The sequence below is a fragment of the Cellulomonas sp. CW35 genome, from assembly GCF_052378485.1.
In the GTDB taxonomy this organism is placed as follows: domain Bacteria; phylum Actinomycetota; class Actinomycetes; order Actinomycetales; family Cellulomonadaceae; genus Cellulomonas; species Cellulomonas uda.
The window spans coordinates 3,034,259-3,058,311 of record NZ_CP199000.1; the positions used below are offsets into that span (position 1 = coordinate 3,034,259).

Annotated in this window: 22 protein-coding genes and 3 pseudogenes; 8 read left to right on the forward strand and 17 right to left on the reverse strand. The window is 72.8% G+C overall.

Annotated elements, in window-relative coordinates; genetic code table 11:
• Positions 1–22: 22 nt before the first annotated feature.
• Both ACT17Q_RS13810 and ACT17Q_RS13815 read right to left on the reverse strand, forming a co-directional pair.
• Entirely contained in the window at positions 23–316 is a 294-nt protein-coding gene (locus tag ACT17Q_RS13810; RefSeq protein ID WP_444663120.1) for a hypothetical protein, read from the reverse strand.
• A 9-nt stretch (positions 317–325) separates the two neighbouring features.
• Positions 326–1,066 (reverse strand): type 1 glutamine amidotransferase, encoded by a 741-nt coding sequence (locus tag ACT17Q_RS13815; RefSeq protein ID WP_444663121.1) that lies wholly within the window; start codon positions 1,064–1,066, stop codon positions 326–328.
• Positions 1,067–1,229: 163 nt separating this feature from the next.
• Here ACT17Q_RS13815 and ACT17Q_RS13820 point away from each other — a divergent pair, with 163 nt between their 5' ends.
• The gene (locus ACT17Q_RS13820) at positions 1,230–1,958 is read left to right on the forward strand and encodes a response regulator transcription factor (RefSeq protein ID WP_444663123.1); all 729 of its coding nucleotides are present in this window, start codon (positions 1,230–1,232) and stop codon (positions 1,956–1,958) included.
• On the forward strand, positions 1,955–3,589 hold the full coding sequence (locus tag ACT17Q_RS13825; protein WP_444663125.1) for a sensor histidine kinase: 1,635 nt from the start codon (positions 1,955–1,957) through the stop codon (positions 3,587–3,589). The genes ACT17Q_RS13820 and ACT17Q_RS13825 overlap by 4 nt, the downstream gene beginning before the upstream one ends.
• Before the next feature lie 87 nt (positions 3,590–3,676).
• Here ACT17Q_RS13825 and ACT17Q_RS13830 read toward each other — a convergent pair whose 3' ends face one another.
• Positions 3,677–3,967, reverse strand: coding sequence for a hypothetical protein (locus tag ACT17Q_RS13830; RefSeq protein ID WP_268531024.1), 291 nt, complete (start codon positions 3,965–3,967; stop codon positions 3,677–3,679).
• A gap of 62 nt (positions 3,968–4,029) precedes the next feature.
• Complete coding sequence (locus ACT17Q_RS13835) at positions 4,030–5,100, reverse strand: RHS repeat-associated core domain-containing protein (protein WP_444663127.1); 1,071 nt, start codon at positions 5,098–5,100, stop codon at positions 4,030–4,032.
• A 125-nt stretch (positions 5,101–5,225) separates the two neighbouring features.
• Here ACT17Q_RS13835 and ACT17Q_RS13840 point away from each other — a divergent pair, with 125 nt between their 5' ends.
• The 3 genes and pseudogenes from ACT17Q_RS13840 to ACT17Q_RS13850 all read left to right on the forward strand — a co-directional run.
• A complete protein-coding gene (locus ACT17Q_RS13840) occupies positions 5,226–5,786 on the forward strand; it encodes a hypothetical protein (protein WP_444663129.1) in 561 nt (186 codons plus the stop codon).
• Positions 5,783–6,025 (forward strand): hypothetical protein, encoded by a 243-nt coding sequence (locus tag ACT17Q_RS13845; protein ID WP_444663131.1) that lies wholly within the window; start codon positions 5,783–5,785, stop codon positions 6,023–6,025. Before ACT17Q_RS13840 ends, ACT17Q_RS13845 begins: the two co-directional genes overlap by 4 nt.
• Positions 6,026–6,090: 65 nt before the next feature.
• A pseudogene (locus ACT17Q_RS13850) lies at positions 6,091–6,378 on the forward strand (transposase); the annotation flags it as partial.
• A 37-nt stretch (positions 6,379–6,415) separates the two neighbouring features.
• Here the strand turns inward: ACT17Q_RS13850 and ACT17Q_RS13855 are convergent.
• The 5 genes and pseudogenes from ACT17Q_RS13855 to ACT17Q_RS13875 all read right to left on the reverse strand — a co-directional run bounded on the left by ACT17Q_RS13855 (position 6,416) and on the right by ACT17Q_RS13875 (position 11,441).
• A pseudogene (locus ACT17Q_RS13855) lies at positions 6,416–7,732 on the reverse strand (ISL3 family transposase).
• Positions 7,733–8,823: 1,091 nt separating this feature from the next.
• Positions 8,824–9,831 carry an IS30 family transposase gene (locus tag ACT17Q_RS13860; protein WP_444663133.1) on the reverse strand — a complete coding sequence of 336 codons (1,008 nt, stop codon included), beginning with the start codon at positions 9,829–9,831 and terminating at the stop codon, positions 8,824–8,826.
• A 230-nt stretch (positions 9,832–10,061) separates the two neighbouring features.
• Positions 10,062–10,433, reverse strand: a complete 372-nt coding sequence (locus ACT17Q_RS13865) for a hypothetical protein (protein WP_094181843.1) — start codon at positions 10,431–10,433, stop codon at positions 10,062–10,064.
• Positions 10,434–10,691: 258 nt separating this feature from the next.
• Positions 10,692–10,988, reverse strand: a complete 297-nt coding sequence (locus tag ACT17Q_RS13870; protein WP_444663135.1) for a hypothetical protein — start codon at positions 10,986–10,988, stop codon at positions 10,692–10,694.
• 93 nt (positions 10,989–11,081) lie between these two features.
• Complete coding sequence (locus ACT17Q_RS13875) at positions 11,082–11,441, reverse strand: hypothetical protein (protein WP_444663137.1); 360 nt, start codon at positions 11,439–11,441, stop codon at positions 11,082–11,084.
• Between the two features lie 531 nt (positions 11,442–11,972).
• On the opposite strand from ACT17Q_RS13875, the gene ACT17Q_RS13880 reads away from it, so the two are divergent.
• From ACT17Q_RS13880 to ACT17Q_RS13890, 3 genes and pseudogenes are all read left to right on the forward strand, one after another.
• Positions 11,973–12,743 (forward strand): HD domain-containing protein, encoded by a 771-nt coding sequence (locus ACT17Q_RS13880; protein ID WP_444663139.1) that lies wholly within the window; start codon positions 11,973–11,975, stop codon positions 12,741–12,743.
• Positions 12,740–13,003: a DUF4031 domain-containing protein gene (locus ACT17Q_RS13885; RefSeq protein ID WP_444663141.1), complete on the forward strand. Its 264-nt coding sequence runs from the start codon at positions 12,740–12,742 to the stop codon at positions 13,001–13,003. Before ACT17Q_RS13880 ends, ACT17Q_RS13885 begins: the two co-directional genes overlap by 4 nt.
• 53 nt (positions 13,004–13,056) lie before the next feature.
• Positions 13,057–13,503 (forward strand): annotated as a pseudogene (locus ACT17Q_RS13890) (lactate/malate family dehydrogenase); the annotation flags it as partial.
• Positions 13,504–13,536: 33 nt separating this feature from the next.
• Here the strand turns inward: ACT17Q_RS13890 and ACT17Q_RS13895 are convergent.
• From ACT17Q_RS13895 to ACT17Q_RS13930, 8 genes are all read right to left on the reverse strand, one after another.
• Positions 13,537–14,475, reverse strand: a complete 939-nt coding sequence (locus ACT17Q_RS13895) for an energy-coupling factor ABC transporter permease (protein ID WP_444663143.1) — start codon at positions 14,473–14,475, stop codon at positions 13,537–13,539.
• Entirely contained in the window at positions 14,454–15,320 is an 867-nt protein-coding gene (locus ACT17Q_RS13900; RefSeq protein ID WP_444663145.1) for an urease accessory protein UreD, read from the reverse strand. Before ACT17Q_RS13900 ends, ACT17Q_RS13895 begins: the two co-directional genes overlap by 22 nt.
• A gap of 12 nt (positions 15,321–15,332) precedes the next feature.
• Positions 15,333–16,067 (reverse strand): urease accessory protein UreG, encoded by a 735-nt coding sequence (gene ureG, locus ACT17Q_RS13905; RefSeq protein ID WP_444663147.1) that lies wholly within the window; start codon positions 16,065–16,067, stop codon positions 15,333–15,335.
• A complete protein-coding gene (locus tag ACT17Q_RS13910; protein WP_444663149.1) occupies positions 16,060–16,824 on the reverse strand; it encodes an urease accessory protein UreF in 765 nt (254 codons plus the stop codon). The genes ureG and ACT17Q_RS13910 overlap by 8 nt, the downstream gene beginning before the upstream one ends.
• 10 nt (positions 16,825–16,834) lie before the next feature.
• A complete protein-coding gene (locus ACT17Q_RS13915) occupies positions 16,835–18,928 on the reverse strand; it encodes an urease subunit alpha (RefSeq protein WP_444663151.1) in 2,094 nt (697 codons plus the stop codon).
• 10 nt (positions 18,929–18,938) lie between these two features.
• The gene (locus ACT17Q_RS13920; protein ID WP_444663153.1) at positions 18,939–19,241 is read right to left on the reverse strand and encodes an urease subunit gamma; all 303 of its coding nucleotides are present in this window, start codon (positions 19,239–19,241) and stop codon (positions 18,939–18,941) included.
• Positions 19,242–19,263: 22 nt separating this feature from the next.
• Complete coding sequence (gene uca / locus ACT17Q_RS13925) at positions 19,264–22,878, reverse strand: urea carboxylase (protein WP_444663155.1); 3,615 nt, start codon at positions 22,876–22,878, stop codon at positions 19,264–19,266.
• 427 nt (positions 22,879–23,305) lie between these two features.
• Positions 23,306–24,034 carry a GntR family transcriptional regulator gene (locus ACT17Q_RS13930; RefSeq protein ID WP_094181832.1) on the reverse strand — a complete coding sequence of 243 codons (729 nt, stop codon included), beginning with the start codon at positions 24,032–24,034 and terminating at the stop codon, positions 23,306–23,308.
• Positions 24,035–24,053: the final 19 nt, after the last annotated feature.

Consider the following 24,053-nt stretch of genomic DNA (forward strand, 5'->3'; position numbering starts at 1 on the left):
GTCGACGACGAGCGCGGGCGGGTCAGGCGCGGACGGGGTACCAGCGGGAGCCGAAGCGGCGGGTGAGGGTGCGGCCCTCGATCTCGGCGCGCTCGTCGAGGTGGTGCAGCACCGCCCAGCCGGCCTGGCGCGCGGACGTGTCGTCGTCGGCCTGGTAGCGGATGGTGACGCGCGCCCGTCGGCGCACGACCTCCACGTCCCAGGCCTCGACCGTCACCAGCGTGCGCGCGAAGTCCACCGCCTCGGGCAGCAGCTCGGGCGCGGACGTGCCGGGCCGCAGCGTGCCGACGAACGCGCGCACGCGGTACGACGGCACGCGCGCCGCTCAGGCGGAGACGGGTGCGTCCGCCGCCTCGCGGACCACGTCGAGGAACGAGGTGGCCAGGAGCTCGCCGGTCGCGACGAGCTCGTCCTCACGCGCGGTGTAGTCCGCGAGGATCGCGTCCGCGTCGGCCGACTCGCTGCCCTCGGCCCAGCCGCGCAGCGTCGGCCCGGACACCTCGGGGTGGAACTGCACGCCCCACGCGGAGCCGACCCGGAACGCCTGGTACGGGTACTGGTTGGACGACGCGAGCCACACGGCACCCGGCGGCAGGTCGACGACCGCGTCCGAGTGCATCGTCGGCTGGGCGCTCACCTTGCGCTCGGGGTGCCCGGGCAGACCCGCGACGAGCGGGCCGAACAGCGCGTCGGCGCCCGCCTCGGGGCGCCACCAGATGTCGACCACGCCGGCCTCGGGTCCGGGCGGCGCGGCGACCTGCACGCGGCCGCCGGTCGCGGCGGCGAGGAGCTGCGCGCCCAGGCAGATGCCGAGCGTCGGGACGCGGGAGGCGACGGCGTCGGCGAGCAGCGCGCGCAGCGCGGGCAGCCAGGGCGAGCCGGCGTCGTCGTAGGCGTTCATGAGGCCGCCGAGGACGACGAGCCCATCGCCCACGCGGTCGGCCGTCGGGAGGGTGTCGCCCTGGTCGGGGCGCACCACGGTCAGCTCGACGTCGCTCCACCAGCCGGCGAGGCGGTCGAGCGGGGCCTCGGGCGAGCTCTGCACCACGGTCAGTCGAACGGTCACGTCCGCCGACGGTACCCGCACCTGGTCGTGCGTCCGAAACCCGCTGCTCAGCGCGCTCGTCGGGCGAACCGATTCGGCCGCCCGCGCCCCGGACGGCCGCCCGACCCGCCGCCGCCCAGGCGGTTCCCAGGCAACCTCCAGGCTGCGGCGGGAGGATCGGGGCATGAGCACGCACGCGTCGGAGGTCGAGGCCCGCCTGCTCGTCGTCGACGACGAGCCGAACATCCGCGAGCTGCTGGCCACGAGCCTGCGGTTCGCCGGGTTCGAGGTGCACGCCGCCGCGGACGGGAACTCGGCGCTGCGCCTCGCGCGGGACCTGGACCCGGACCTGCTGGTGCTGGACGTCATGCTGCCCGACATGGACGGCTTCACCGTGACGCGCCGCCTGCGCGAGAAGGGCCAGCACATGCCCGTGCTGTTCCTCACGGCGCGCGACGACACGCAGGACAAGGTGCAGGGACTCACCGTCGGCGGCGACGACTACGTGACCAAGCCGTTCAGCCTCGAGGAGGTCGTCGCGCGCATCCGCGCGATCCTGCGCCGCACGTCCCCCGCGGAGGAGCTCGACGCCAACGTCATCCGGTACGCCGACCTCGAGCTCGACGAGGACTCGCACGAGGTGCGGCGCGCGGGCCAGGAGATCGACCTGTCCCCCACCGAGTTCAAGCTGCTGCGCTACCTCATGCTCAACGCCGGGCGCGTGCTGTCGAAGTCGCAGATCCTCGACCACGTGTGGCAGTACGACTGGGGCGGCGACGCGAACATCGTCGAGTCCTACATCTCCTACCTGCGCCGCAAGGTCGACTCCCTCACCGGCCCGGACGGTGAGAAGCTCCCGCCCCTGATCCACACCAAGCGCGGGGTCGGCTACCTCCTGCGCTCGATGTCGTGACCCTGCGCGACCCGGGTCCCGTCCCGCCCCCGCCCCCGCGCGCGGACGACGCAGGCGCCCCCACCCCCGACGAGCAGCCGTTCCCGTCCGGCCGCGGCCCGTGGTCCCGGACCCCCCTGTCCGGGCGGCTCGTCGCGATCTCGACCGTGCTGCTGCTCGCCGGCCTGGTGCTCGCGGGCGTGACCGCGACGTGGCTGCTGCAGCGCACGCTCGTCGGGCAGGTGGACGACAAGCTGCGCACCGAGGGCCTCGCCCAGGTCAGCGCGACCAGCAGCACGTCGCCCTGGGAGGGGTCGGGCACCCCGACCGACTACCTGGGCGTCTACGTCAAGAACGGTGAGTTCGGCACCCTGTTCTCCCCGCGCGCGAGCGCGCTGCACGAGCGCGGGGTGCCCGACCTGCCCGCGCTGACCGTCGCGCAGGCACAGGCTCGCGCCGGCAAGCCGTTCACCGTGTCGTCGGACACCGGGTCGCGGTGGCGTGCCGTCGCGTACCCCGGCACCGAGAACGCGACCGGTGAGGCGGTCGCGATCATCGTCGCGCTGCCGCTCGAGGACGTCTCCCAGACCGTGCGCGCCATGGTCGGCGTGCTCGCCGCGTCGGGCGCCGTGATCCTGCTGCTCGGCGGGCTCGCCGGCTGGTGGGCGGTGCGACGGTCGCTGCGTCCCCTGCGGGAGATCGAGCAGACCGCGGCGGCGTTCGCGGCCGGGGACTTCTCCCAGCGCATCCCGGCGGCCCCGACCTCCACGGAGGTCGGTCGCCTCGGAGCCGCGCTCAACGGGATGCTCGCGCAGATCGAGCAGGCGTTCGCGGCGCGCACGGCGTCCGAGCAGCGGATGCGGCGGTTCGTGTCCGACGCGTCGCACGAGCTGCGCACCCCGCTCGCCGCCATCCGCGGCTACGGCGAGCTGTACCGGATGGGCGCCCTCACGACGAAGGAGCAGGTCGACGACACCTTCGGCCGCATCGAGGGCTCCGCGACCCGGATGGGCACCCTCGTCGAGGACCTTCTGTCCCTCGCGCGGCTCGACGAGCGACGCGAAGCCCGCCGCGACCCCGTCGACCTGACCGTCGTGGCCGCCGACGCGGTGAGCGACCTGCGCGCCCTCGACCCGACGCGCACCACGCGCATCGTCCCGCTCACCTCGGGCGGCACCACGGGTCCCGTCGTCGTCCAGGGCGACGAGGCGCACCTGCGGCAGGTGGTCGCCAACCTCGTCGGGAACGTCGTGCAGCACACCCCCGCCGGCACACCCGTCGAGATCGGCGTCGGCCTCGCGCAGCGCGCACCTGGTCCCGACGAGCCCGCGGGCCCCGCGTTTCCTGTGGGCGTGATCGAGGTCCGCGACCACGGACCCGGCATCGACCCCGAGCACGCCGCCCGCGTGTTCGAGCGGTTCTACCGCGTCGACGCCTCCCGCGGCCGCGACTCCGGCGGCTCAGGACTCGGCATGGCCATCGTCGCCGCGATCGCCACCGCACACGACGGCCACGTCGACCTCACCCAGACCCCCGGCGGCGGCACCACGGTCCGCGTCGACCTCCCCGTCGTGAGCCCGCCGACCCGGCTGACGGGTACGGAGACAAGAGCGGCAACTCAGAGCGGAGAGCAGTCTCAGCAATCTTCCTGAAACGGAGCGTGAGACCGTTGGCACCACAGGTCAGGTCGCGGTGTCACTCATCCGTGTAGCAGGGCCGACGTTCGCCCGCTGTGGTCGTCACCGAAGCGCTCGAAGCTCCGACTCCACGGAACCAACGGCTGACGGCTCTTCGTCGTAGTAGGCCTCCCAGAAGCCGGGAACGAGCCACGCCGCCGGCGCAAGTCTCAGAACGCCAGCCTCTCCGATCTGCACCACCCAACTTTCAGGCACAGCCCCGTCGACGGTCGCGAAGTCTGTCGACTCGAACCAAGCCAAACTGCGCCCGTCGTCGGTCAGGATCTGGAGCAGGACCCGGCGACCAGGTGAAGCCAGCACCGAGACCACGCGGTACTCGGCGCCAACCGTCACCCAGGGACTCGCTGCCAACCTCTCACCGCTCGGAGACGGCGGAACCTTCGTGCAGACGACCCTCAAAATATCGCTCCTCTGAATTTGACCTTGTAGTCGTACTCGTAGTCTATAGCCCCGGTAACGCGGTTCATGTAGAAGTGCACCTGGAAGTCACCGGACGGGCTCCGATAAAAGGGGGTCGTGTATTTGCCCCAATCGGCGATGTCACTGCCGTCCGAGGTCAGGTGTCGGATCACGCGTGTACTCAGATCTGCCCCTGAAATGATCTCGCGCGATTCGGCGATCGCTTCCGGGCTCAGGCGTCCGGACGAGGTGAACACAGATTCTGCCGACTCTCGTGCCAACTGCTGGCTGAGCCGCGCGCCGTTGGCGACGTTGTCTGCGCCGTCCACAGTCGCATTTGCGGCTCGGCGAGCCCATTTAGCGACATTCGCCGCCCAGCCCGCAACCGGCACCATCGACAAGGCTGAGAGCCCAGCGTCTTCCCAGTTGCCTTCCAGTGCGTACCAGCCAGCGTTCGCAGCATCTGCAAGTTCCAGTCCCGGAACAAGACCTACACCCTCGACGAGGAGGTGGCCCATCTCCGACGGACTCATGAATGGCCGAAGGGGCGTGCAGGCGGTCGGGCATGTGTCTGGGGCCGGGGGGGGCTCGTAGAAGGAGACGCTCCGTGCCGTCGACCGTGTGGCCGAGGACGCGCTCGGCCCCGGGGTCCATCGCGCCTGACGGGCTGGACGTGAACGAACCGAACTCGCCCTCCCCGGTGCCCTGCTGCCGTCGTCTTCGATGCTGACGCTGACCGCCAGGCCCGTGGGGTCGGACAGGGATGTGGGGTTGTTGTTGGCGTAGGCGTACCCGTTCCACTGCTGCGGGTCGGACAGGTCCAGCAGGGGGTCGAGGCTGATGAACCGGCCGGTGTGTTCGTCGTAGTAGCGGGCTCCGATGAGGGTCAGGCCGGTGGAGTCGCGGGTCCTGTCGAGGAACTGTCGGTCGCCCGGGACAGTCACGGCGGTGCCGCGGGTCGCGCCGAACGGGTCGGTGTACTGCTTGATGACCGACGTCTTCTTCCACGACCCGTTGGGCACCGCGGCCAGGGTCGTGCCGTGCATGTCCGCGACCAGTGAGGTCACGGCGCCCAGGCCGCGTCCTGTGCGTACGGCGACCGTGGTGGCAGAAGGCGCTCGGATACGCCGGTGTCGGCGCCGTAGCCGCCCTCGGAACCATCGCATGCGCGGGGAGCTTGGGCCTGGGGTGCGTGGCGCTCGTAGCCGGCGCGACCGCCGTGGCGTCCTTCGGGAACAACTACGTCATCCAAGGCCAGTCCATGCGCACCGCCGCCAAGGGCGCGCTGCTCGACGGAGCACTGACCTTCGGCACTCTCGGAACCGGCGTCGCCATCGGTCGACTCCGCAACCTGCCCACGCTCGGCACCACCGCAACCACCACCACCGGTAGTCTCGCGGCAGGAGGGATCGCCGCAAACGCCGCGCGCAGCTCGCGGAGCGTGATTGACGATGTCCTCGACGAGACGGTGGGCCACTCCGGCAAGCCGAACCTGACGAGCGCTCACAGCCTCTCGCAAGATGAGGCACTCGACGGCGGGATCCGCTGGCTCGGCGAGGGGTATTCCGAGATCGGCAAACCAGGGAGCGGTGTGTTTCGTTCGGGCGACGGCTTACGGCAGTTCCGCATGGACAACGGCTCGATCACGGGTGGGCACGCGCCACAGCCTGGCCATGTGCACTTCGAGATCTACGCCCCAGGCGGGCGGACGCCGATTGTCAACAATCACGTTCCGCTGGACTTCGGGCGGTGATGGCAGTGATCCGTCGAGACGCTCGCTTCGTATCGGGCCCATACACGGGGCTCTTCCTTGTCGCAGAAGACGACGAGAGTGGATCGATCATCGCGCTGATCTGTGATGGAGAGCCTGGGGCGCTGGAGACCGTCGCTGACATCTGGTTCGCTGACGAGCGCGAGCTTGAGCTCGGCGTAACCGACGGCGACTGGGAGGTCGCGTGGCTGCCGAGCGGGAGCCTGGGCCGACCTAAATGACCCGACGTAGTCTCAATCGCCCTGGGTTGCCTGGAGGCTCCTGACCTTGGAAACGAGGAGGGGCCATGCCCAGAGATCTGTCGAAGGGGAAGCCGACGACGCGTCGGTACTCGCCCGAGGAGAAGGCCGCCGCGGTGCGGATGGTCAGGACTTTGCGCGCCGAGCTCGGGACGGAGCACGGGACGGTTCAGCGGGTCGCGGCCCAGCTGGGTTACGGGACCGAGTCGGTGCGCCTGTGGGTGCGCCAGGCCGCCATCGATGATGGTCATGCCCCTGGGGTGAGCTCCTCGGAGTCGGCGCGGATGCGTGAGCTCGAGCAGGAGAACCGTGAGCTGCGCCGGGCCAACGAGATGGCGGATTCAATCGGGCTCTTCGCCGTTCCGGTGGGGGCTACGGGATCAGCCCGCCTGCGGCGAGCAGCATGCGTAGCCTGTAGTTGTCGCGGTTGCGGTAGCCGCGGGCGATCCGGCGGTGCAGTTCGATGACGCCGTTGATGGCTTCGGTGCCGCCGTTGTTCGCGCGGTCGGTGGTGAAGTAGGCCAGGAACGCCTCGCGCCAGCGGCGCAGGGTCCGTCCCAGGCGGGCGACCTCGGGGATCGGGCAGGTATGGAACGAGGCCAGGATCTTCTCCGCGCGGGCGCGGCCCGCGTCGGTCTGCTTGGCCCGGTAGGCCGCTCGGAGGTCTTGGGCGCAGCGCCAGGCGACGTAGACCTCCTCGTGGGCCTCGTCGGCGTCGATCGCATTCTCGAGGCGAGCAAGCTGGCGGTCGGTGAGGTTCTCGGCGCCGGCGCGCACGATGGTCTGGATCCCGAACAGGGGGTCGCCCTTGCGGCCGCGGTGCCCGGTCGTGTCCTGCTGGACGCGGCGGCGCACCTCGTCGACGACCTGGGTGCCGAGCTTGACGACGTGGAACACGTCCAGGACCGCGGTCGCGTCGGCGAGCTCGGCGTCGATCGCGGACTTGTAGCCGCCGAACGGGTCCAGGGCAGCGATCTCGATCCCGTCGCGGAACGGGGCGCCGCGCTCGACCAGCCAGTCGGCGTAGGCCTTCTTCGAGCGGCCCGGGACCAGGTCGAGCAGCCGGGCGTGGACGCGTCCTTGCTGGTCACGGGTCAGGTCGACCATCCCGGTCAGCTCCTTCGGGCCGCGCTCTCGCACGTCGCCGTGGTGCCAGATGTGCTCGTCAACGCCCAGCGAGGTGATGCCCGCGAACCTCGTCGGGTCGGCGGCGAGGCGTTCGAGCTCGGGTGCCAGTGCGCGCCACAGGGTCGCCCATCCGACTGCGAGCCGGCGGGCGAGCCGGCGATCGTGGCATGCTCGCGGCGCAGCTGACCGACCGCCCACCTCACCGACCTGCGGGTCAAGACCCCGCGCGCGGCGACCAGAGCCGGGACCTGCTCGGTGAACGTCCCGCGCGGGCACCTCGCCTCGGGGCAGCGCCAGCGTCGTTGCCGCCATGCGACCTGGACGCGCACGTCGCCGTGCGGCACGTCGCGCAGCAACCGCACCCGCCGACCCCGGCTGACCGCGACGACCCCGCAGTCCGGGCAGCCCTCCAGGTGCGGGCGTCGAGACCGTCACCCGCATCACCGCCACGCCTCGCGTCACGGACTCAACCCGGACCCCGTCCAGGCCGAGCAGAACGTCACAGCGAGCACAGGGATCGGTCGTTGGGCGCACGTCGGCGCACCCCGTAGCGTGAGACACGTCGAGGTCCTCGAGATGGATCGGGTTGCTTGGTCGCTCCTGATCCTCGGGGACCTCGACCCCTACCCGCCGCTCAACCCGCCGAACCCGTCGCTCCCCACCGGAACGGCGAGAATCCGGAAAACCGACCTCCGTCGCGAGGCCGAGACCGCGCACGTGCAAGTCCTCTTCGGCCGCCGCGCTCCCAAATGACGCCGAGGCGGGATCGTCCGGGGGATATATCGAGTCCCGCCCGTTCGCCCACTCATACAGTCGCGGGCACAGCCCGGATGGCAGTTCCAGCGGTTCGGGCGGAGCGTTCTCGGGATATTCGGCGTCGAGATCCCTGTGGCCAGCCCAGCGCCGCGACTCGAAACCACAACGGTCCGACCCGGATTAGCAGTTTCCCTCCCCAATCGAAGATCCTCTTCCACGCATTCACCTGGCGATTTAGCCATTGTCCACGATGATCAATGCCGCCCTCCCTAGCGCGCCACCTCATGCACTGGGCGGGCCCCCGGCGACGGCCCGCTACAAGCGCAATCGGACCGGGTCGACTGATCCCGCATCCCACAGAACACCATCACCGTCTAGGAGCCACACCCGCTCATCGACTACATCAGCAATCGCCGACAGCGCCCGGGCAACCAGTTCGGGCCAACGGGATTCAAACGGAAAAGCGGCCAGATCGTCGCACTTTAGGGACGGCAACCGTCTCCCTGAAGGGGTGGGCGGCTCTTGAAATACCTCCCATTCCACCCCTTTGGGAACTGCGTCGAATACCGTGAACAGGCGCCCGTGCTCGTCGGAAAGTTGCACCACGGTTCCCTGGGAACCGCTCACCTGGAGGACTTCGCCTAGTCCTGCAAGGGCGCCGGCGAACCGGTCGAATACGGCCTTGTCGTCCGTCAGGACGTATCCACCCCTCACAGGAACTCCCGCAGATAGATCAGCACTTCCTCTGGCGTCCTGAGAATCGCAATGCCTTGCTCGGCTGCGGAGTACACCGTCGCATCGGACACGCCAGGAGCGTACCCAACGGTACGCACGCCCGTGGAAGCTTGCGTACTCGCGATCTGCGCTGCGATTCCTCGCGCTCTACCTCGGCGGTGTCAATCCGTGGAAGCAACGAGGAGTCGTTCGAAGGCTTCGCGGGGTGTGAGGAAGCCGAGCGCGGCGCGGGGGCGTTCGTTGAGCTCTTCGGCGATCGAGGTCAGGTAGGGCTGGTGGGTCGGGATCGTGGTGCCCTTGGGCAGGTACTCGCGGATCAGACCGTTGGTGTTCTCGTTCGTGCCACGTTCCCATGGTGAGCGCGGGTGGGCGAAGTAGACCGGCAGGTCGGTGGCCAGGGTCAGGTGCCCGTGGCGGGCCATCTCGGTGCCCTGGTCCCAGGTCAAGGACCGGCGCATCATCGCCGGCAGCCCGGTGACGGTCTCGATGAGGGTGTCGGCCAGCGCGGTCGAGTCCTTGCCGTGCTCCAGGGCGAGCAGGACCGTGAACCGCGTGGTCCGCTCGACCAGGGTCGCTGCGGCGGTCCTGCCGTGCGCGCCGATGATCAGGTCACCTTCCCAGTGCCCGGGCACCCGCCGGTCGCTCAGGTCCGGGCGGGCCTCGATGCTGGTCATCCCCACGATCGGAGCGCCGCGTTCGCCCAGGTCACGACGCGGGCGGCGGCGGGTGCGCTTTGTGCGCAGCATGATCCCGTGCCGGGCGAGCTCGCCCTTGGGCAGGGCGTAGATGTACCGGTAGATCGCCTCGTGGGACACGACCTTGCCGTGCGCGGGCACCGAACCGTTCATCAGGCTCACCGTGTCGTCATCGGCCTCGCGGCGCAAGCGTCCGGCGATCTGGCGCGGGGTGCGCGAGTGCTTCAGGTCCGCCAGGACCCGCGCGGACAACACCTCGTCGGCGGCGATCTTGCCGACCTGCGGACGCCGGCGACGGGCCGCGGCGGTGTTGTCGCCGTGGACCAGCTGGTACCCGCGAGTCTTCAACGAGTTCCGCGCGACCTCCCGGCTGACGACCGACACGTCGCGCCCGATCCGCCGCGCGATCGCCCGCAACGACTCCTTCGCCCGTAGCCCCGCAAGGATCTCGACCCTGTCCTCGACCGTCACCATCCGCCGCACCCGAGCAACCCCCTGACCTGGACCGTTGCTACGACGCTATGACACCGCCCCCTCGCGCTCGACAAGAACCCTCTGCTCCGGCCCGGATGAGCGGCCTGCCGCTCCGATCACGACGCTCCTCCACGACAACGCCGTCCCACGAAGTAGCGGCGGCCCGAGCTGGTGGATACCGCTCCTCGTCACCGTCGTCACCCGCTGCCGGAACGACGACGATGATCCGTTCACGGCATCTCGCGCAACGCAGCCTTGCGGTGCTCGATGCTCGCGACGATAAAGCGCACTGCTCCGTCGCTGAACTCCTCGTCGCGGCCCGCCCACTCGAGGAGCAGTCGATCGAACGCATCGATCTCCAGTAAGTCGATGTCGACGAACTCCTCTTTCTTCACAAGGGCGCGAGGCTCGCCCTCGATCCGCATGCGCAGTCCGATGTCGAACCTCAGCTCGACGATCCGCGGCCCGCTCGTGCACTCCGTCAGCCGCATGGCCACGTCGCCGGGCCGCCCGCCGAACGCCCCACTCGGCAGCTCGAGAATCGCGCGGTCGAAGCGCGCGAAGAACTCCGACACAGCCTGACCGAAATCCGTGCTGCTCACTGCGCCGCCTTCCACTTCTCCAGCACCGCTCGGATGCACACCTGACTCGCACCTCCCGGAGGCGATGCATCAGCCAACTGGCGCACGCGGAGACGAGAGCGGTGATCCACAGCGGCACGGACCGTTGATCCGCGTCTCGTAGCCCGCGAGCCATTCTTGACCTACCGCCGCGTCCTGGGCGTCAGCGAGCCCCTCGAGCGAGCTTGACACCAGAAACCAGCGCTCGGGGCACGCCCGGTGACTCAGGAGTTGAGCTGACTACTTGCGCAGCAGTACGTCTGAAACGCCGACATGGTCCCCGACCCGGACGACCAGCTCGCCACCGAGGACGCCGGCGTCAGACCAGATCCAGAACTCGATCCGACCGTGGTCCTCACGGACCGAGACCTTTGACACCATCTCTCGCTCGACGACCAGGCGCTCCTCGTCGGCCTCCGTCCAACGCACTTGGACAGACCCAGCGATCTCGTCCCACGTAACCGTGACGACCGAACCATCGTTGGCCCAGCTCGTCACGCTAACGACGCCCGGCTCCTCTGAGCTGACGACTTCCACGGGGAGACCGTCGAGATCGGAGAGTTGAGGAACTTCCATGAGCGCGCTCACATCCGACCGCCCATCGGGATCACCGTCGACAGAACGAAGCCATCATCCGTGACCCGCCAGCTTGACTCGAACTTCAGTCGCGTCGAGCACGTCCCACACCACCCGGGAGCCGCTCACTCGCGGAGCACCGAGATCGACCGGCACGTCGAGGCTGATCGCACCCTCGTCCGACTCGATCGCGACGAACCCCGACCCGTCCTTCGGGTCGAACGTGATCGCATGCACCGGCGAAGCGACCCGAAGCTCACCCGACTCCTCGTCGGTCACCACGCTCGGGTCGACCGGCGCCCACTCACCCGAGACATCGGTACGAACCGCTCCGGTGCTCGCACTCGCGCGCACCGCACCCACAGGCGTCGCGGTCAACGAGCTGTACGGGTCCAGCGAGTCCAGCGCGACCACGTCGTGCCCGCACGCCTGAGCGAGCAGCAACGCCGCGGTCAGCGTGGGCGCCTCCGTCGCCGAGCAGTCGACATCGGAACCCCGCACCGCGTCCGCCGCCGCATACGCCGCACCCGCGACCAGCACAGCGGCCACCGCCGTCACGACCGTCCGCCGGCCACGACCCATCAAGCCCTTACGCACACGCTCCCCCTGCAGCCCGATACTGCTCGACGGGCAACGGTGCGCGACCCGGCGCGAGGATTATGGCGAAGAATCCGCCACGCCGTGCCCGGTTTGACGCGCTACACCCCTTCGGGCGAACGCGCAGGTCACACATGCCCTCACGCCATGAATGGTCCACATCCGTGTCGACCGCGACGGGCGTCGTGCCGCCGGTGCTCAAGGACCAAGCAACACCAGTCCTCATCTTCGCCGCGCGCAGCGTCGTCACGGCCGCTCGCTCGATGACCAGCGGCTGGGCGTCCGGGACGACCGGTTCGTGCCGCGGGGCTATGCTGACCCGTCCTAGTCGTCGTCGTGAGGGTGGTCATGGGCGTCCTCGAAGCGCCTGCCTGGCTGGTGCCCGCATTCGTACGCAACGTCGTCGGGGCAGGAGCCACGGCGTCGCCGGACGAGATCCGCACCGTCGCCGAGCGTCTGCTCGACCGGTGGCTCTCCCCCGGCCGTGAGTTCCACAACGTGAAGCACCTGGTCGAGGTGCTCGTCCGGGTGGACGAGCTCGACGCAGAGAGCCACGAGCCGGACCTGGTGCGGCTCGCCGCCTGGTACCACGGGGCGGTGTTCGACTCCGCGGAGCGCAAGACGTACGCGAACAAGGGCGGCGAGGACGAGGCGGCGAGCGCACGCCTGGCGTTCGACGACCTCGTGGGCCTGGGCGTCCCCGAGCACAACGCGCAGCGCGTGCACGACCTGGTGACGGCGCTCGTGCGCCACGCGCCGAACCCGAAGGACCCGGACTGCGCGGTGCTGTGCGACGCGGACCTGGCGATGCTCGCGTCCGAGCCGCAGCGCTACAAGGCGTACCTGCACGACGTGCGCGCCGAGTACTCGCACGTGCCGGCGGCGGACTACGCGCGGGCGCGGGCGCGCATCCTGCGCAAGCTGCTGGCTCGCCCGTCGCTGTTCTCGACCCCGCTCGGTGCCGGGTGGGAGGAGCCCGCGCGGCAGAACGTGGAGGCGGAGCTGCAGCGCCTCGAGAAGGAGATCGCCAAGCACGACGCGGAGGCGGCGGCGCACGCGCTCGTCGCGCCCGACCCGGTCGAGCTCGCCGCACCGCAGGACGGGTCCGCCGCGCCGTGATCCTCCTCGACCCTCCGCTGTGGCCGCGCCACGAGCGGCTGTGGTCGCACCTCGTGAGCGACTCCTCGCTGGACGAGCTCCACGCGTTCGCCCAGCGTGCGGGCATCCCGCCGCGCGCGTTCGACCTGGACCACTACGACGTGCCCGACGAGCGGTACGACGAGCTCGTCGCGCTCGGCGCCGTCCCGGTGGGCACCCGCGAGCTGGTGCGCCGCCTGCGCGCGAGCGGCCTGCGGGTCCGCGCCCGCGACCGGCACTGACCCTGGTGGGGGCTCGTCGCGCCGGGGACGCCGGCCAGGGCTAGCGTGGCCGCATGGCCCGGATCGAGAACTCCAGGCTGACGGTCGTCGGCGCCGGGAGCGTCGGCGTGAGTGTCGCGTACGCCGCGCTCATCCGCGGCTCGGCGCGTACCGTCGCGCTGTACGACATCGACCGCCCGAAGGTCGAGGCCGAGGTGCTCGACCTCGCGCACGGCACGTGGTTCACGGGTGGCACGGTGGTGGGCGGCGCGGACCCCGAAGTCGTCGCGGGCTCGCACGTCGTCGTCATCACGGCGGGCGCGAAGCAGCGCCCGGGGCAGACGCGGCTCGACCTCGCGGGCACCAACGTGCGTCTGCTCGAGCGCCTCATGCCGACGCTGCTCGAGCACGCACCCGAGGCGGTGTACTGCATCGTGACCAACCCGTGCGACGTGCTGACGGTCGCCGCGCAGAAGGTCACCGGCCTGCCCGCGTCGCAGGTGTTCTCGTCGGGAACCGTGCCGGCGTTCGGCTGAGGCCGGCCGAGCCGGCGGTCAGGCCGGTGCGGACGAGGCGCGGCGCAGGCCGAGGGCGACCAGGCCGGCGACCGCCACGACGCCCGCGAGGCCCGCCGCTCCGACCGGGACGCCGGTGAGGGTGCCGTAGTCGGCGAGCGGGGCCCCGACGAGCGCCGGGCCGGCCGTGGCCTCGAACCCGACCCGCTGCGCCGCCCACTCCAGCCCGTCCGGCGTCCCGACGGCCAGCGCCGACAGGCCGCCGGCCGTGACGACGGATGCGACGCCCAGCGCGAGCGCGCCACGGCGGACGGCCGTACGCGCATGCGGGCGGGCGTCGAGCGCGACGAGCCCCGGGGCGATCGCTGCGACGGCGGCGACGACCGCGCCCGTGACCAGGGCCTCGCCGAGTCCGATCGCGGCGTGGACGCCGAGCATCGCGGCGGTCACCGCGCCGATCCCGACGTCGGCCGTGCCACCCACCGCGTACAGGCCGACGAACGCGAGCGCGGCGGCCGGGACCGACACCACCGCCCCGCCCGCCGCGGAGAGCGCGACGCGCCCGACGTCCGGCACCCGCGCGGCGAACCGTGCCACCAGTCGCTGCACCGACCAGCCGACGAGCGTCCCGACACCCGCCATGAGCAGCGCGTTCACCCCGAGCGCGGTGATCCCGCCGTCCGCGAACAGCACGGCCTGCACGACGAGCACCGCCGCCACCGCGAGCGCCCCGAGCCACGGCCCGACGAGCGCCGCCGCCAGCGCAGCGCCGAGGAGGTGCCCGCTCGTCCCGGCGGCGACCGGGTAGTTGACCATCTGCGCGGCGAACACGAAGCCCGATGCGACGGCGGTCATCGCGACCTGCTCGCGGGTCGCCTCGGCGCGGGCACGGCGCACGGCGTGCGTGAGCGCGGCACCGGCGACCACGGCGGTCGCGATGCTCGTGCCGGGGTCCATCACGTGGTCGGGGACATGCATGTCGTGCTCCTGTCGTCGGTCCCGGTGGTGCCGGGCGCGTCGGTCGAGGTCTCGGGGTCAGTCGTCGGAGCGGTCGGGTGGGCGGCCGGGTCGGCGGCAGGGTGCGGGTGCACGGTGGGCACCGGGAGCGCCGCGCGCCATCGGCCGACGAGCGGGCCGACGTCGGCCACGTGCGCGGCGCTGCCGACCGCGCGGGCCAGCGCGCCGGGGCGGTGCAGGTCGAGCACGACGAGCCCGCGCGTCTCGTCGTCGCGCGCGTCGCCGCCGTCCGCAGCGACCGGCCGACGGCCGGCCAGCAGCACCGAGTCGACGACGCGTGCGTCGCCCAGCACGCCGGGCGCGGTGTGCGGGCCGGTCAGGTCGAGCTCCTCGACGAGCAGGTCGCGTCCGCCGATGGCGGCCCGGGTCGCGGACCGCAGCGGCCCGCCGCGCTGCCCGTCGCGCCCGAGTACGAGCGTCTCGCGCAGCAGCGCAGCACCCTCGTCGTGCACGTGCAGGTTCGTCGTGCGCGTGACGTCCGCGCCGTCCGAGACGACGAACGGCAGCGCGTCCCACACGAGCGACGCACCCCGCCCGACGCGCACGTCCGCCACCCACGACGACGCCCGCCCGCGCCCGTGGTACGCGACCGTGCCGGACGTCTCGACGAGCTCGAGCGCGACGCCGTCGCCCACGCGCACGTCCACGCGCACGTGGTCGCCGCCGAGCAGCAGCGCACCGGTCGCGACGAGCGCGACCGTGACGCCGCGGTCGGTCTGCGCGAGCACGCGCGGCGCGAGGTGGCCGGCGCGCAGCACGCACCGCACGCGGTCCCCCGCGCGCTCCACCTCGACCGTCGTCCGCACCGCTGCGCCGCCTCAGTGCGTGTGGACGAAGCCCCCCGCGGGGTGCTCCTCGTCCGCGTGGAAGTGCGGCGCCATGGGCCCCGGGTCCTGCGGGACGTGCGCGCCGGCGCGGTGCGCGGTGAGCATGAGGCGCACCCAGTCCTTGAGCGCCTCGACGGACGCCTCGTCGTGCCGCGACAGTGCGAGGACCGGCCGCCCGTCGCGGGCCGCGGTCGCGTCGGCGACCATCTGCGGCACGTCCACGCCCACGTACGGCGCGAGGTCCGTCTTGTTCACGACGAGCAGGTCGGCACGCCCGATGCCGGGCCCGCCCTTGCGGGCCACGTCGCCCCCGCCCGCGACGTCGAGCACGAAGATCTGCGCGTCCACCAGGGCCGGGGAGAACGTGGCCGTGAGGTTGTCGCCCCCGGACTCGACGAGCACCACGTCGAGCGGCGCGAAGTCCTCCTCGAGGTCCTCGACCGCGAGCAGGTTCGCGGTGACGTCGTCGCGGATCGCGGTGTGCGGGCACGCGCCGGTCTCCACCGCGCGGATGCGCTCGGGGTCGAGGACGCCCGCGGAGCGCAGGAAGCGTGCGTCCTCGTCGGTGTAGATGTCGTTGGTGACGACGCCGAGCTGCAGCTCGGCCGCGAGCTCGCGGCACACGAGCGCGATCAGCGAGCTCTTGCCGGTGCCGACGGGCCCGGCGACGCCGAGCCGCAACGACCGCGTCGGGGCAGGGTGGGTGTGGGTGTGGGTGTCAGGCACTGAACAGCCTCTCTGTGCGGCGGGCGTGCTGCTGCGCCCACTCCTCGAGGAGCGGGGCGCCGGATGCGGGGATGTCCCCCGGTTCGGTGAGGTGCGCGACGCCCGCGGCCATGGCCTCGACGGTCGGCGCGGCCGCGACGACCCACCCGGTCGCCTCGGCGGGGTCGACGGGCGCGAGCTTGAGCGTCGCGGAGGCGATCGTCTGCACGTCGTCGTACCCGACGAGCTGCGCGACCTGCCGCGCGTCGAGCCCGACGCACGCGCCCACCACACCGAGCACCAGGGGCCGGGGCGGCTGCGCGCGGTCGCTGCGTCCGACGGGTCCGGAGGCGGCGGGGCTCTCCGCGGCCAGGCGCGCGCGCTCGGCGACGACCGCCGCATCGAGCGCGACGACGGCGGGGTGCGCCCCCCACAGCCGGTGCGCGAGACGCAGGTACCCGCGGCCGAGGCGCTGCGACGTCTCGCGCAGCGCGGGCGCGGGCGTGCGAGCCGCCCACGCGTCCCACGTGGCGCGCAGCCCGGCGACGCGCTCGTCGGGATCACCCAGCGCCACGTGCCGCGCGACGACCGCCACCGCGGCCTCGGTGCGCGTCACGGTCGCGAGCCGACCGCCCACGTACCCGGGGACGTCCGCGACGGACAGCCCCGCGAGCAGCGCGGGCTCGAGCCCCGCGGACTGCGTGTGCCCGCCCGTGGGCAGGCGCGCGTCGGCGAGCAGCGCGAACAGCACGCTCGTCGGCGGGTGCACGGCGGTCACGGCGGGCTCCTCAGAACATCGTGTACAGCTGGGCGAGCGGCAGCCGGTCGGCGGGTGCGGGTGTGATGCGTTCACCGTCGACGTCGATCGCGAACGACTCGGGGTCGATGTCGATGCGCGGCATCGCATCGTTCAGCCGCATGTCGGCCTTGCCGACGCCGCGGGTGTCCGCGACGGCGGCGAGCGTGCGGCGCAGCCCGAGCCGGTCCGCGAGCCCGTCCTCCAGCGCCGCCGGGGCGACGAACGTCATCGACAGCTCGGGCGCGATCGCGTCCCCGAACGCGGGGCGCATCAGCACGGGCTGCGGCGAGGGGATCGACGCGTTCGGGTCACCCAGCGCACCCCACGCGATCGCCCCGCCCTTGAGCACCACGGACGGCCGGATGCCGAAGAACCGCGGCTCCCACAGCACCAGGTCGGCAAGCTTGCCGGGCTCGACGGACCCCACGTGCGCGTCGATGCCGTGCGCGACCGCGGGGTTGATCGTGTACTTCGCGACGTACCGCCGCGCCCGCAGGTTGTCCGCGGGCTCGTCGGTGCCGAGCGCGCCTCGTCGGGCCTTCATGACGTGCGCGACCTGCCACGTGCGCGTGATCACCTCGCCGATGCGGCCCATCGCCTGCGCGTCCGACGACGTGATCGACATGGCCCCGAGGTCGTGCAGCACGTCCTCCGCGGCGATCGTCGTCGCGCGGATGCGGGACTCCGCGAACGCGAGGTCCTCGGGGACGTGCGGGTTGAGGTGGTGGCAGACCATGAGCATGTCGAGGTGCTCGGCGACCGTGTTGACGGTGTGCGGGAGCGTCGGGTTGGTCGAGCCCGGGATGACGTTCGCGTGCGACGCGACCGTGAGGATGTCCGGCGCGTGCCCGCCGCCCGCACCCTCGGCGTGGAACGCGTGGATCGACCGCCCCCCGATCGCGGCGAGCGTCGACTCGACGAACCCCGCCTCGTTGAGCGAGTCGGAGTGCAGCGCGACCTGCAGCCCCCACCGGTCCGCGGCCCGCAGCGCCGCGTCGATCGCCGCGGGCGTCGAACCCCAGTCCTCGTGCACCTTGAACCCGGCCGCGCCCGCGAGCGCCTGCTCGTCGAGCCCTTCGTCGGACACCGTGTTGCCCTTGGCGAGCAGCAGGACGTTGACGGGCAGCGCGTCGAGCGCGCGGTGGATCGTGCCCAGGTGCCACGCACCCGGGGTGACCGTGGTCGCCTTCGAGCCCTCGGACGGTCCGGTGCCGCCGCCGACGATCGTCGTCAGGCCCGTCGCGAGCGCCTCGTGCACCTGCGACGGCGAGAGCAGGTGCACGTGCGAGTCGATGCCGCCCGCCGTGAGGATCCTGCCCTCGCCGGAGATGACGTCGGTCGACGGGCCGATGTGCAGGTCCGGGTGCACGCCGTCCGCGACGTCCGGGTTGCCCGCGCGGCCGAGCGCGACGATCCGCCCGTCGCGGATGCCCACGTCCGCACGCACCACGCCCCACCAGTCGAGCACCACCGCGTTGGTGATGACGGTGTCCAGCGCGCCCGCCGCGCGGCTCGTCGTGCCCTGCGCCATCGACTCGCGGACCGACTTGCCGCCGCCGAACACGGCCTCGTCGCCGCCGACCGTGCGGTCCTCGGTCACCTCGACCCACAGGTCGGTGTCCGCGAGGCGGAGCTGGTCACCCGTCGTCGGGCCGTACAGCGCGGCGTACCGCGCGCGGGTGACCGCGAGGCCGGTGCGCGGTCCCGACGAGGCCGCGGGCGCGGCGGGCACCGGGCCCAGGGCGCCGCCGTCCGCCTTGTCCCGCTGCAACCCCGGCACGCGCCGCGCACCCCGGATCGTCACCGCGTCGACCCGCGCGGACGCGCCCGGCTCGAACCGCCGCGACGTCCCCGAGGGCAGGTCGAGCCGGAAGCCGTGCGCCGCCACCCGGTCGAGGTCCAGCGCCGGGTTCGCGTCGGGCAGGTGCACGTGCGACCCCACCTGCACGGGCCGGTCGCCCGTGTTCGTCACGACGAGCGTGATCCGCTCGTGCGGCTCGCGGTCGTTGAGCACCACCGGCTCGTCCGCGCGGCCCGGTGCGAGCCGCACCGCGCCCGGCCCGCTCGTCGTCGTGCCTGCCATGTGCCGCCCCCTACGCGATCGGCTCGTGGATGGTGACGAGCTTGCGCCCGTCCGGGAACGTCGCCTCGACCTGCACGTCCGGCAGCATCTGCGCGACGCCGTCCATCACGTCGTCGCGGCCCAGCACCTGCCGGCCCTCGACCATGAGGTCCGCGACCGAGCGCCCCTCGCGGGCGCGCTCGACCACCCACGTGGTGAGCAGCGCGACCGTCTCCGGGTAGTTGAGCCGCACGCCGCGCGCGAGCCGGTCGCGCGCGACCATGCCCGCGACCGCGAGCAGCAGCTTCTCGGTGTCCGACGGCGTCAGGTGCACGGAACCTCCTTCGTCTTCGTCGTCACGGGCCGACCGCCACGACCGCGAGCGCCTCACCGGGCGCGACCTGCTGACCGGGTTCGACGAGCACCTCGACGAGCCGCCCGTCCACGGGCACCGGCACGGCGAGCTCGAGCTTCATGGCCTCGAGCGCGACGAGCGCGTCACCGGCCCGCACGCGCTCGCCGACCTGCGCCTCGACGCGCCACACCGCACCGACCATGGGGGCCTCGACGAGCACGCACCCCGGCGGGGCGGTGCGGGTCGCGGCCCTGACCGGGGGTGCGGTCGCGGCCTCGTCGGGCGCGTCGAGCTCGCCCGCCGCTGCCCACGCGGCGCGCTCGGCGGCGAACGCCTGCGCGCGGCGAGCGGTCACGGCCGCGATCTCGGCGGCGTCGCGCGCGAGCGACTCACGGTGCTCGCGCGCCGAGAACCAGCCGTCCTCGACCTCGAGCGTGCGCCGCCCGGACGCGAGGTCCTCGCGCCACCCCTGCAGCTCCTCCGGCGTGACCGCGTGCCACACGATCCGGTCGAAGAACCGCAGCAGCCACGGCACCCCGGGCTCGAACGCGCCGTGCTGCGCGTACGACGACCACACCGGCACCGTCCGCCCGACGAGCTGGTACCCGCCCGGGGAGTCCATGCCGTACACGCACAGGTACTGCCCGCCCAGCCCGACCGTGCCCTCCGCGGTCCACGTGCGCGCGGGGTTGTACTTGGTCGTCAGCAGCCGGTGCCGCGGGTCGAGCGGCACCGCGAGGGGCGCGCCCAGGTACACGTCACCGAGGCCCAGCACCAGGTACTCGGCCGCGAGCATCGTCGCGAGCACGTCGTCCACCGAGCCGAGCCCGTTGACGCGCCGCACGAACTCCGCGTTCGACGGCAGCCACGGCGCGTGCGGCCGCACGCCCGCGACGTACCGCCCGACCGCTGCGCCGACGACGGGGTCGTCGAACGACAGCGGCAGGTGCACGCGCCGCGACGGCACGACGAGGTCGTCGGTGTGCGGCAGCGCGTGCTCGAGCTCGACGAGCACGCCGACGAGCGCGCGCACCGGCAGCGCGTCCGGGTCGACGTGCACGTGCAGGCTCCGCACGCCCGGCGTCACGTCGACGACCCCGACGAGCCCGCCGCGCACCCGCGCGCGCAGCGCCTCCGCGAGCGCGTGCACGCGCACCCGCAGCCCGAGGTCGAGCACGGGCGGGCCGTACTCGACGAGCACGTTGTCATCCCCGCCGCGCAGGTAGCGCACGCGTGGCCGCCCGACCGTGTCGTTCGCGTCGCCCGGGACCACGGCGAGCACGCCGTCGTCGCCGTCCGGTCCGGTCGCGACACCCGGCGGCAGCAGTGCCGCGGCGCGCAGGCGCTCGTCGGCGCGCAGGCGCTCGGCCGTGCGGGTGGGGACCGCGTCGAGGCGCACGGTGTCCCCCGGGCGGATCTGGCCGAGCTTCCAGCGGTGCCCCGAGACGACCGTCACCGGGCAGGCGAACCCGCCGAGCGACGGGCCGTCCGGCCCGAGCAGGATCGGGGTGTCGCCGCTGATGTTGAGCGCGCCCACCGAGTACGGGGTGTCGTGCACGTTCGACGGGTGCAGGCCCGCCTCACCGCCGTCCTGGCGCGCCCACCGCAACCGCGGGCCGGACAGCCGGACCCCCGTGCGGTTCGCGTGCGCCTGCACCCGCCACGTCGCGCCGAGCAGCGTGGCCATGTCCTCGCGGGTGAGGAAGTCCGGCGCGGGGTGCGGGCCCTCCTGGACGGCGAGCCGCCACGCGTGCGTGAACCGGGGCCGCACCTCCGCCGGCACGGGCGCCAGGGTCCCGTACTGCGTGCGCCGTGCGGCGGGGCGCAGGACGTCGCCGACGACGAGCGCGCGGCCGGTGGTCCCGCCGAAGCCGCCGAGCGTGAACGTCGACGCCGACCCCAGGTACGTCGGCACGTCCCACCCGCCCGCGACCAGCACGTACGTGCGCAGCCCCGCGCCCGTGGGGGCGCCCACGTCGAGCACCCCACCCGCGGGCACCTCGACCGGCTCCCACTGGGGCACGGTCCGGCCGTCGACGCGCACCGGCGCGGGCGCTCCCGTGACGCACACCGTCGCGGCGTGGCTGAACCGCAGCCGCGGCCCGGTGAGCGTGCACTCCAGCCCGGGCGCACCCTCGTCGTTGCCGAGCGCACGGTTCCCGAGCCGGAACGACAGGTCGTCCATCGGGCCGGACGGCGGCACGCCGACCTCCCACAGCCCGCGCCGCCCCGGCCAGTCCTGCACGGTCGTCATGTCCCCCGCGCGCAGCACCTCGACCCACGGCTCGTCGTCGACGACGTCCGCGAGCAGCGCGGTGTCCACCCGGCCCGCCAGCACGCGCGGGTGCGCCACGGCCGCCCGCAGCTGCGGCAGGTTCGTCTCGACCCCGTCGACGCGCGTGCCCGCGAGCGCGTGCGCCGCGCGCGCGAACGCCTGCGCACGGTCGTCACCGTGGACGACGACCTTCGCGAGCAGCGGGTCCCAGTGCGGCGTCACCCGCTGCCCCGGCTCGGCCCACGTGTCGACCCGCACGGGCGGGAGCGTGACGTGCGTGAGCGTCCCGGTCGAGGGCAGGCCGCCGCGCCGCGGGTCCTCCGCGTAGACGCGGGCCTGCACCGCGTGCCCGGCGGTCGGCACGTCGTCGGGTCGGCCCGCGAGCACGTCCTCGCCGTCCGCGAGCCGCAGCATCCACGCGACCAGGTCCACGCCCGTGACCTCCTCGGTCACGGTGTGCTCCACCTGCAGCCGCGCGTTCACCTCCAGCAGCGCGGCCTCGCCACGGTCCAGGTCGACGACGAGCTCGACCGTCCCCGCCGACCGGTACCGCGCGGCGGCCAGCAGGTCCCGCGCCCACGTGCGCAGCTGCGCGTGCAGCTCGTCGGGAAGACCCGGCGCGGGCGCCTCCTCGAGCACCTTCTGGTGGCGGCGCTGCAACGAGCAGTCGCGCGTCCCGAGCGTCACGACGCGCCCCGACCCGTCGCCGAACGCCTGCACCTCGACGTGCCGCGCACGCGTCACGAGCCGCTCGACGAACATCGCGGGGTTGCCGAACCGCTGCGCCGCGACCCGACGCATCTCCTGGACCGCAGCGGCCAGCGCTGCGCCGTCCGCGCACCTGCGCAGCCCGAGCCCGCCACCGCCCGCGACGGCCTTGAGCATCACCGGGTAGCCGATCTGCTCGGCCGCGCGCAGGGCGTCGTCGGCCGTCGTGACGAGCCCCGACGCCGCGAGCACCGGCACGCCCGCCGCGAGCGCCGCCTGCCGTGCGCGGAACTTGTCGCCGAACGTCGCGACCTGGCCGGGCGTCGGCCCGACGAGCGTGATCGCCGAGCTCTCCACGTCCGCCGCGAACACCGCGTCCTCGGACAGGAACCCGTACCCCGGGTGCAGCGCGGTCGCCCCGGACCGGCGGGCGGCGTCCAGCACGCGCCCGCCGTCGAGGTACGCGTGCGGGTCGGCACCCAGGTGCACGACGTCGTCGGCCAGCCGCACGTGCGGCGCCGCCGCGTCCTCGCTCGTGCACAGCGCCACCGTCCGCCACCCGAGCCGCCGCGCGGTGGTGATGATCCGCACCGCGATCTCCCCCCGGTTCGCGACGAGCAGCGTGCCGACCATGCCGTCTCCTCGTCGTCGTCCCCGGTCGCGGTGCGTATACACCGACGTATCCGGGACGGTACGAACCGGATGTTTCGACTCCGGACGCCGGGTGTGAACGCGGCGTTACGCCACCTGCACCCCCGACCCCGCCATCCCTCCCTCCCCCCGACCCCAGACCCCAGACCGGGAGCAACCGCGGGGTCGACGAGGACCACCCCGCCGAGACCGTCATCGCTCCGGGTCTGGTCCGCCGGAACCGGAGGAAACGCGGGGTCGACGAGGACCACCCCGCCGAGACCGTCATCGCTCCGGGTCTGGTCCGCCGGAGCCGGAGGAATCGCGGGGTCGACGAGGACCACCCCGCCGAGACCGTCATCGCTCCGGGTATGGCGCGCCGGAGCCGGAGGAAACGCGGGGTCGGCGGGGCGGGTGCGCCGGCGCGGGGTCAGCCGGCGAGGGCCATGCGGGTCATGGCGCTCGTCGCGCGCTCCATGACGACCTCGAGGGACTCGCCGACGTGCTGGTGCAACGCCGTGAGCGCCTCGGGCAGGCGGCGGGCCAGGACGAGCTCGACGATCTCGACGTGCTCGTCGATCGTGGTGGCGATGCGCGAGGTCTCGACGAAGTCGTGCATGCGCACCGCGCGGATCTTCTGGTTCACGGCGACGAGGGCCTCGGTGAGCTGCGCATTGCCGGAGGACGCGGACAGGACCTGGTGGTAGCGCTCGTCGAGCAGGACGAACGACGGGTCCGGCGCGGGCGGGTCGTCGCGCAGGCCCACCCAGAACTCGAGCTCGGCGCGCAGCGCGGCCTCGTCGTGCACGACGGACGGGTTCTCGATCGCCCGCTGGATGCCGCGCAGCTCGAGCGTGATGCGCAGCTCGTAGAGGTTGCGCAGGTCCTCGAGCGACGGCACGACGACGGCGTACCCGAAGTCGGTGCGCTCCACGAGCCCGTCGGACAGCAGGCGGGACAGCGCCTCGCGCACCGGGGTGCGGGACACCTCGAACGCCTTGCCGAGCTTGGGCTCGGTGAGGCGCTCGCGCGGGCTGATCCGGCCGTTGAGGATCTCGTCCCGCAGGCGGTGGTAGACGATCTCGCGCAGCGACAGGCCGTCGGTGGGAGTGCTGGTGGTCTCCCGCGCGGCCGGCTCGGAGCCCGGTCCGGTGCTCATGGACATGGAGCGTATCCCC

Bases quoted from the DNA above. Each gene is read 5' to 3' on its own strand.
- ACT17Q_RS13820 (WP_444663123.1), top strand. From the start codon at position 1,230: ATGAGCACGCACGCGTCGGAGGTCGAGGCCCGCCTGCTCGTCGTCGAC.
- ACT17Q_RS13860 (WP_444663133.1), bottom strand. From the start codon at position 9,831: ATGGTGACGGTCGAGGACAGGGTCGAGATCCTTGCGGGGCTACGGGCG.
- ACT17Q_RS13880 (WP_444663139.1), top strand. From the start codon at position 11,973: ATGGGCGTCCTCGAAGCGCCTGCCTGGCTGGTGCCCGCATTCGTACGC.
- ACT17Q_RS13895 (WP_444663143.1), bottom strand. From the start codon at position 14,475: ATGCATGTCCCCGACCACGTGATGGACCCCGGCACGAGCATCGCGACC.
- ACT17Q_RS13915 (WP_444663151.1), bottom strand. From the start codon at position 18,928: ATGGCAGGCACGACGACGAGCGGGCCGGGCGCGGTGCGGCTCGCACCG.
- uca (WP_444663155.1), bottom strand. From the start codon at position 22,878: ATGGTCGGCACGCTGCTCGTCGCGAACCGGGGGGAGATCGCGGTGCGG.
- ACT17Q_RS13930 (WP_094181832.1), bottom strand. From the start codon at position 24,034: ATGAGCACCGGACCGGGCTCCGAGCCGGCCGCGCGGGAGACCACCAGC.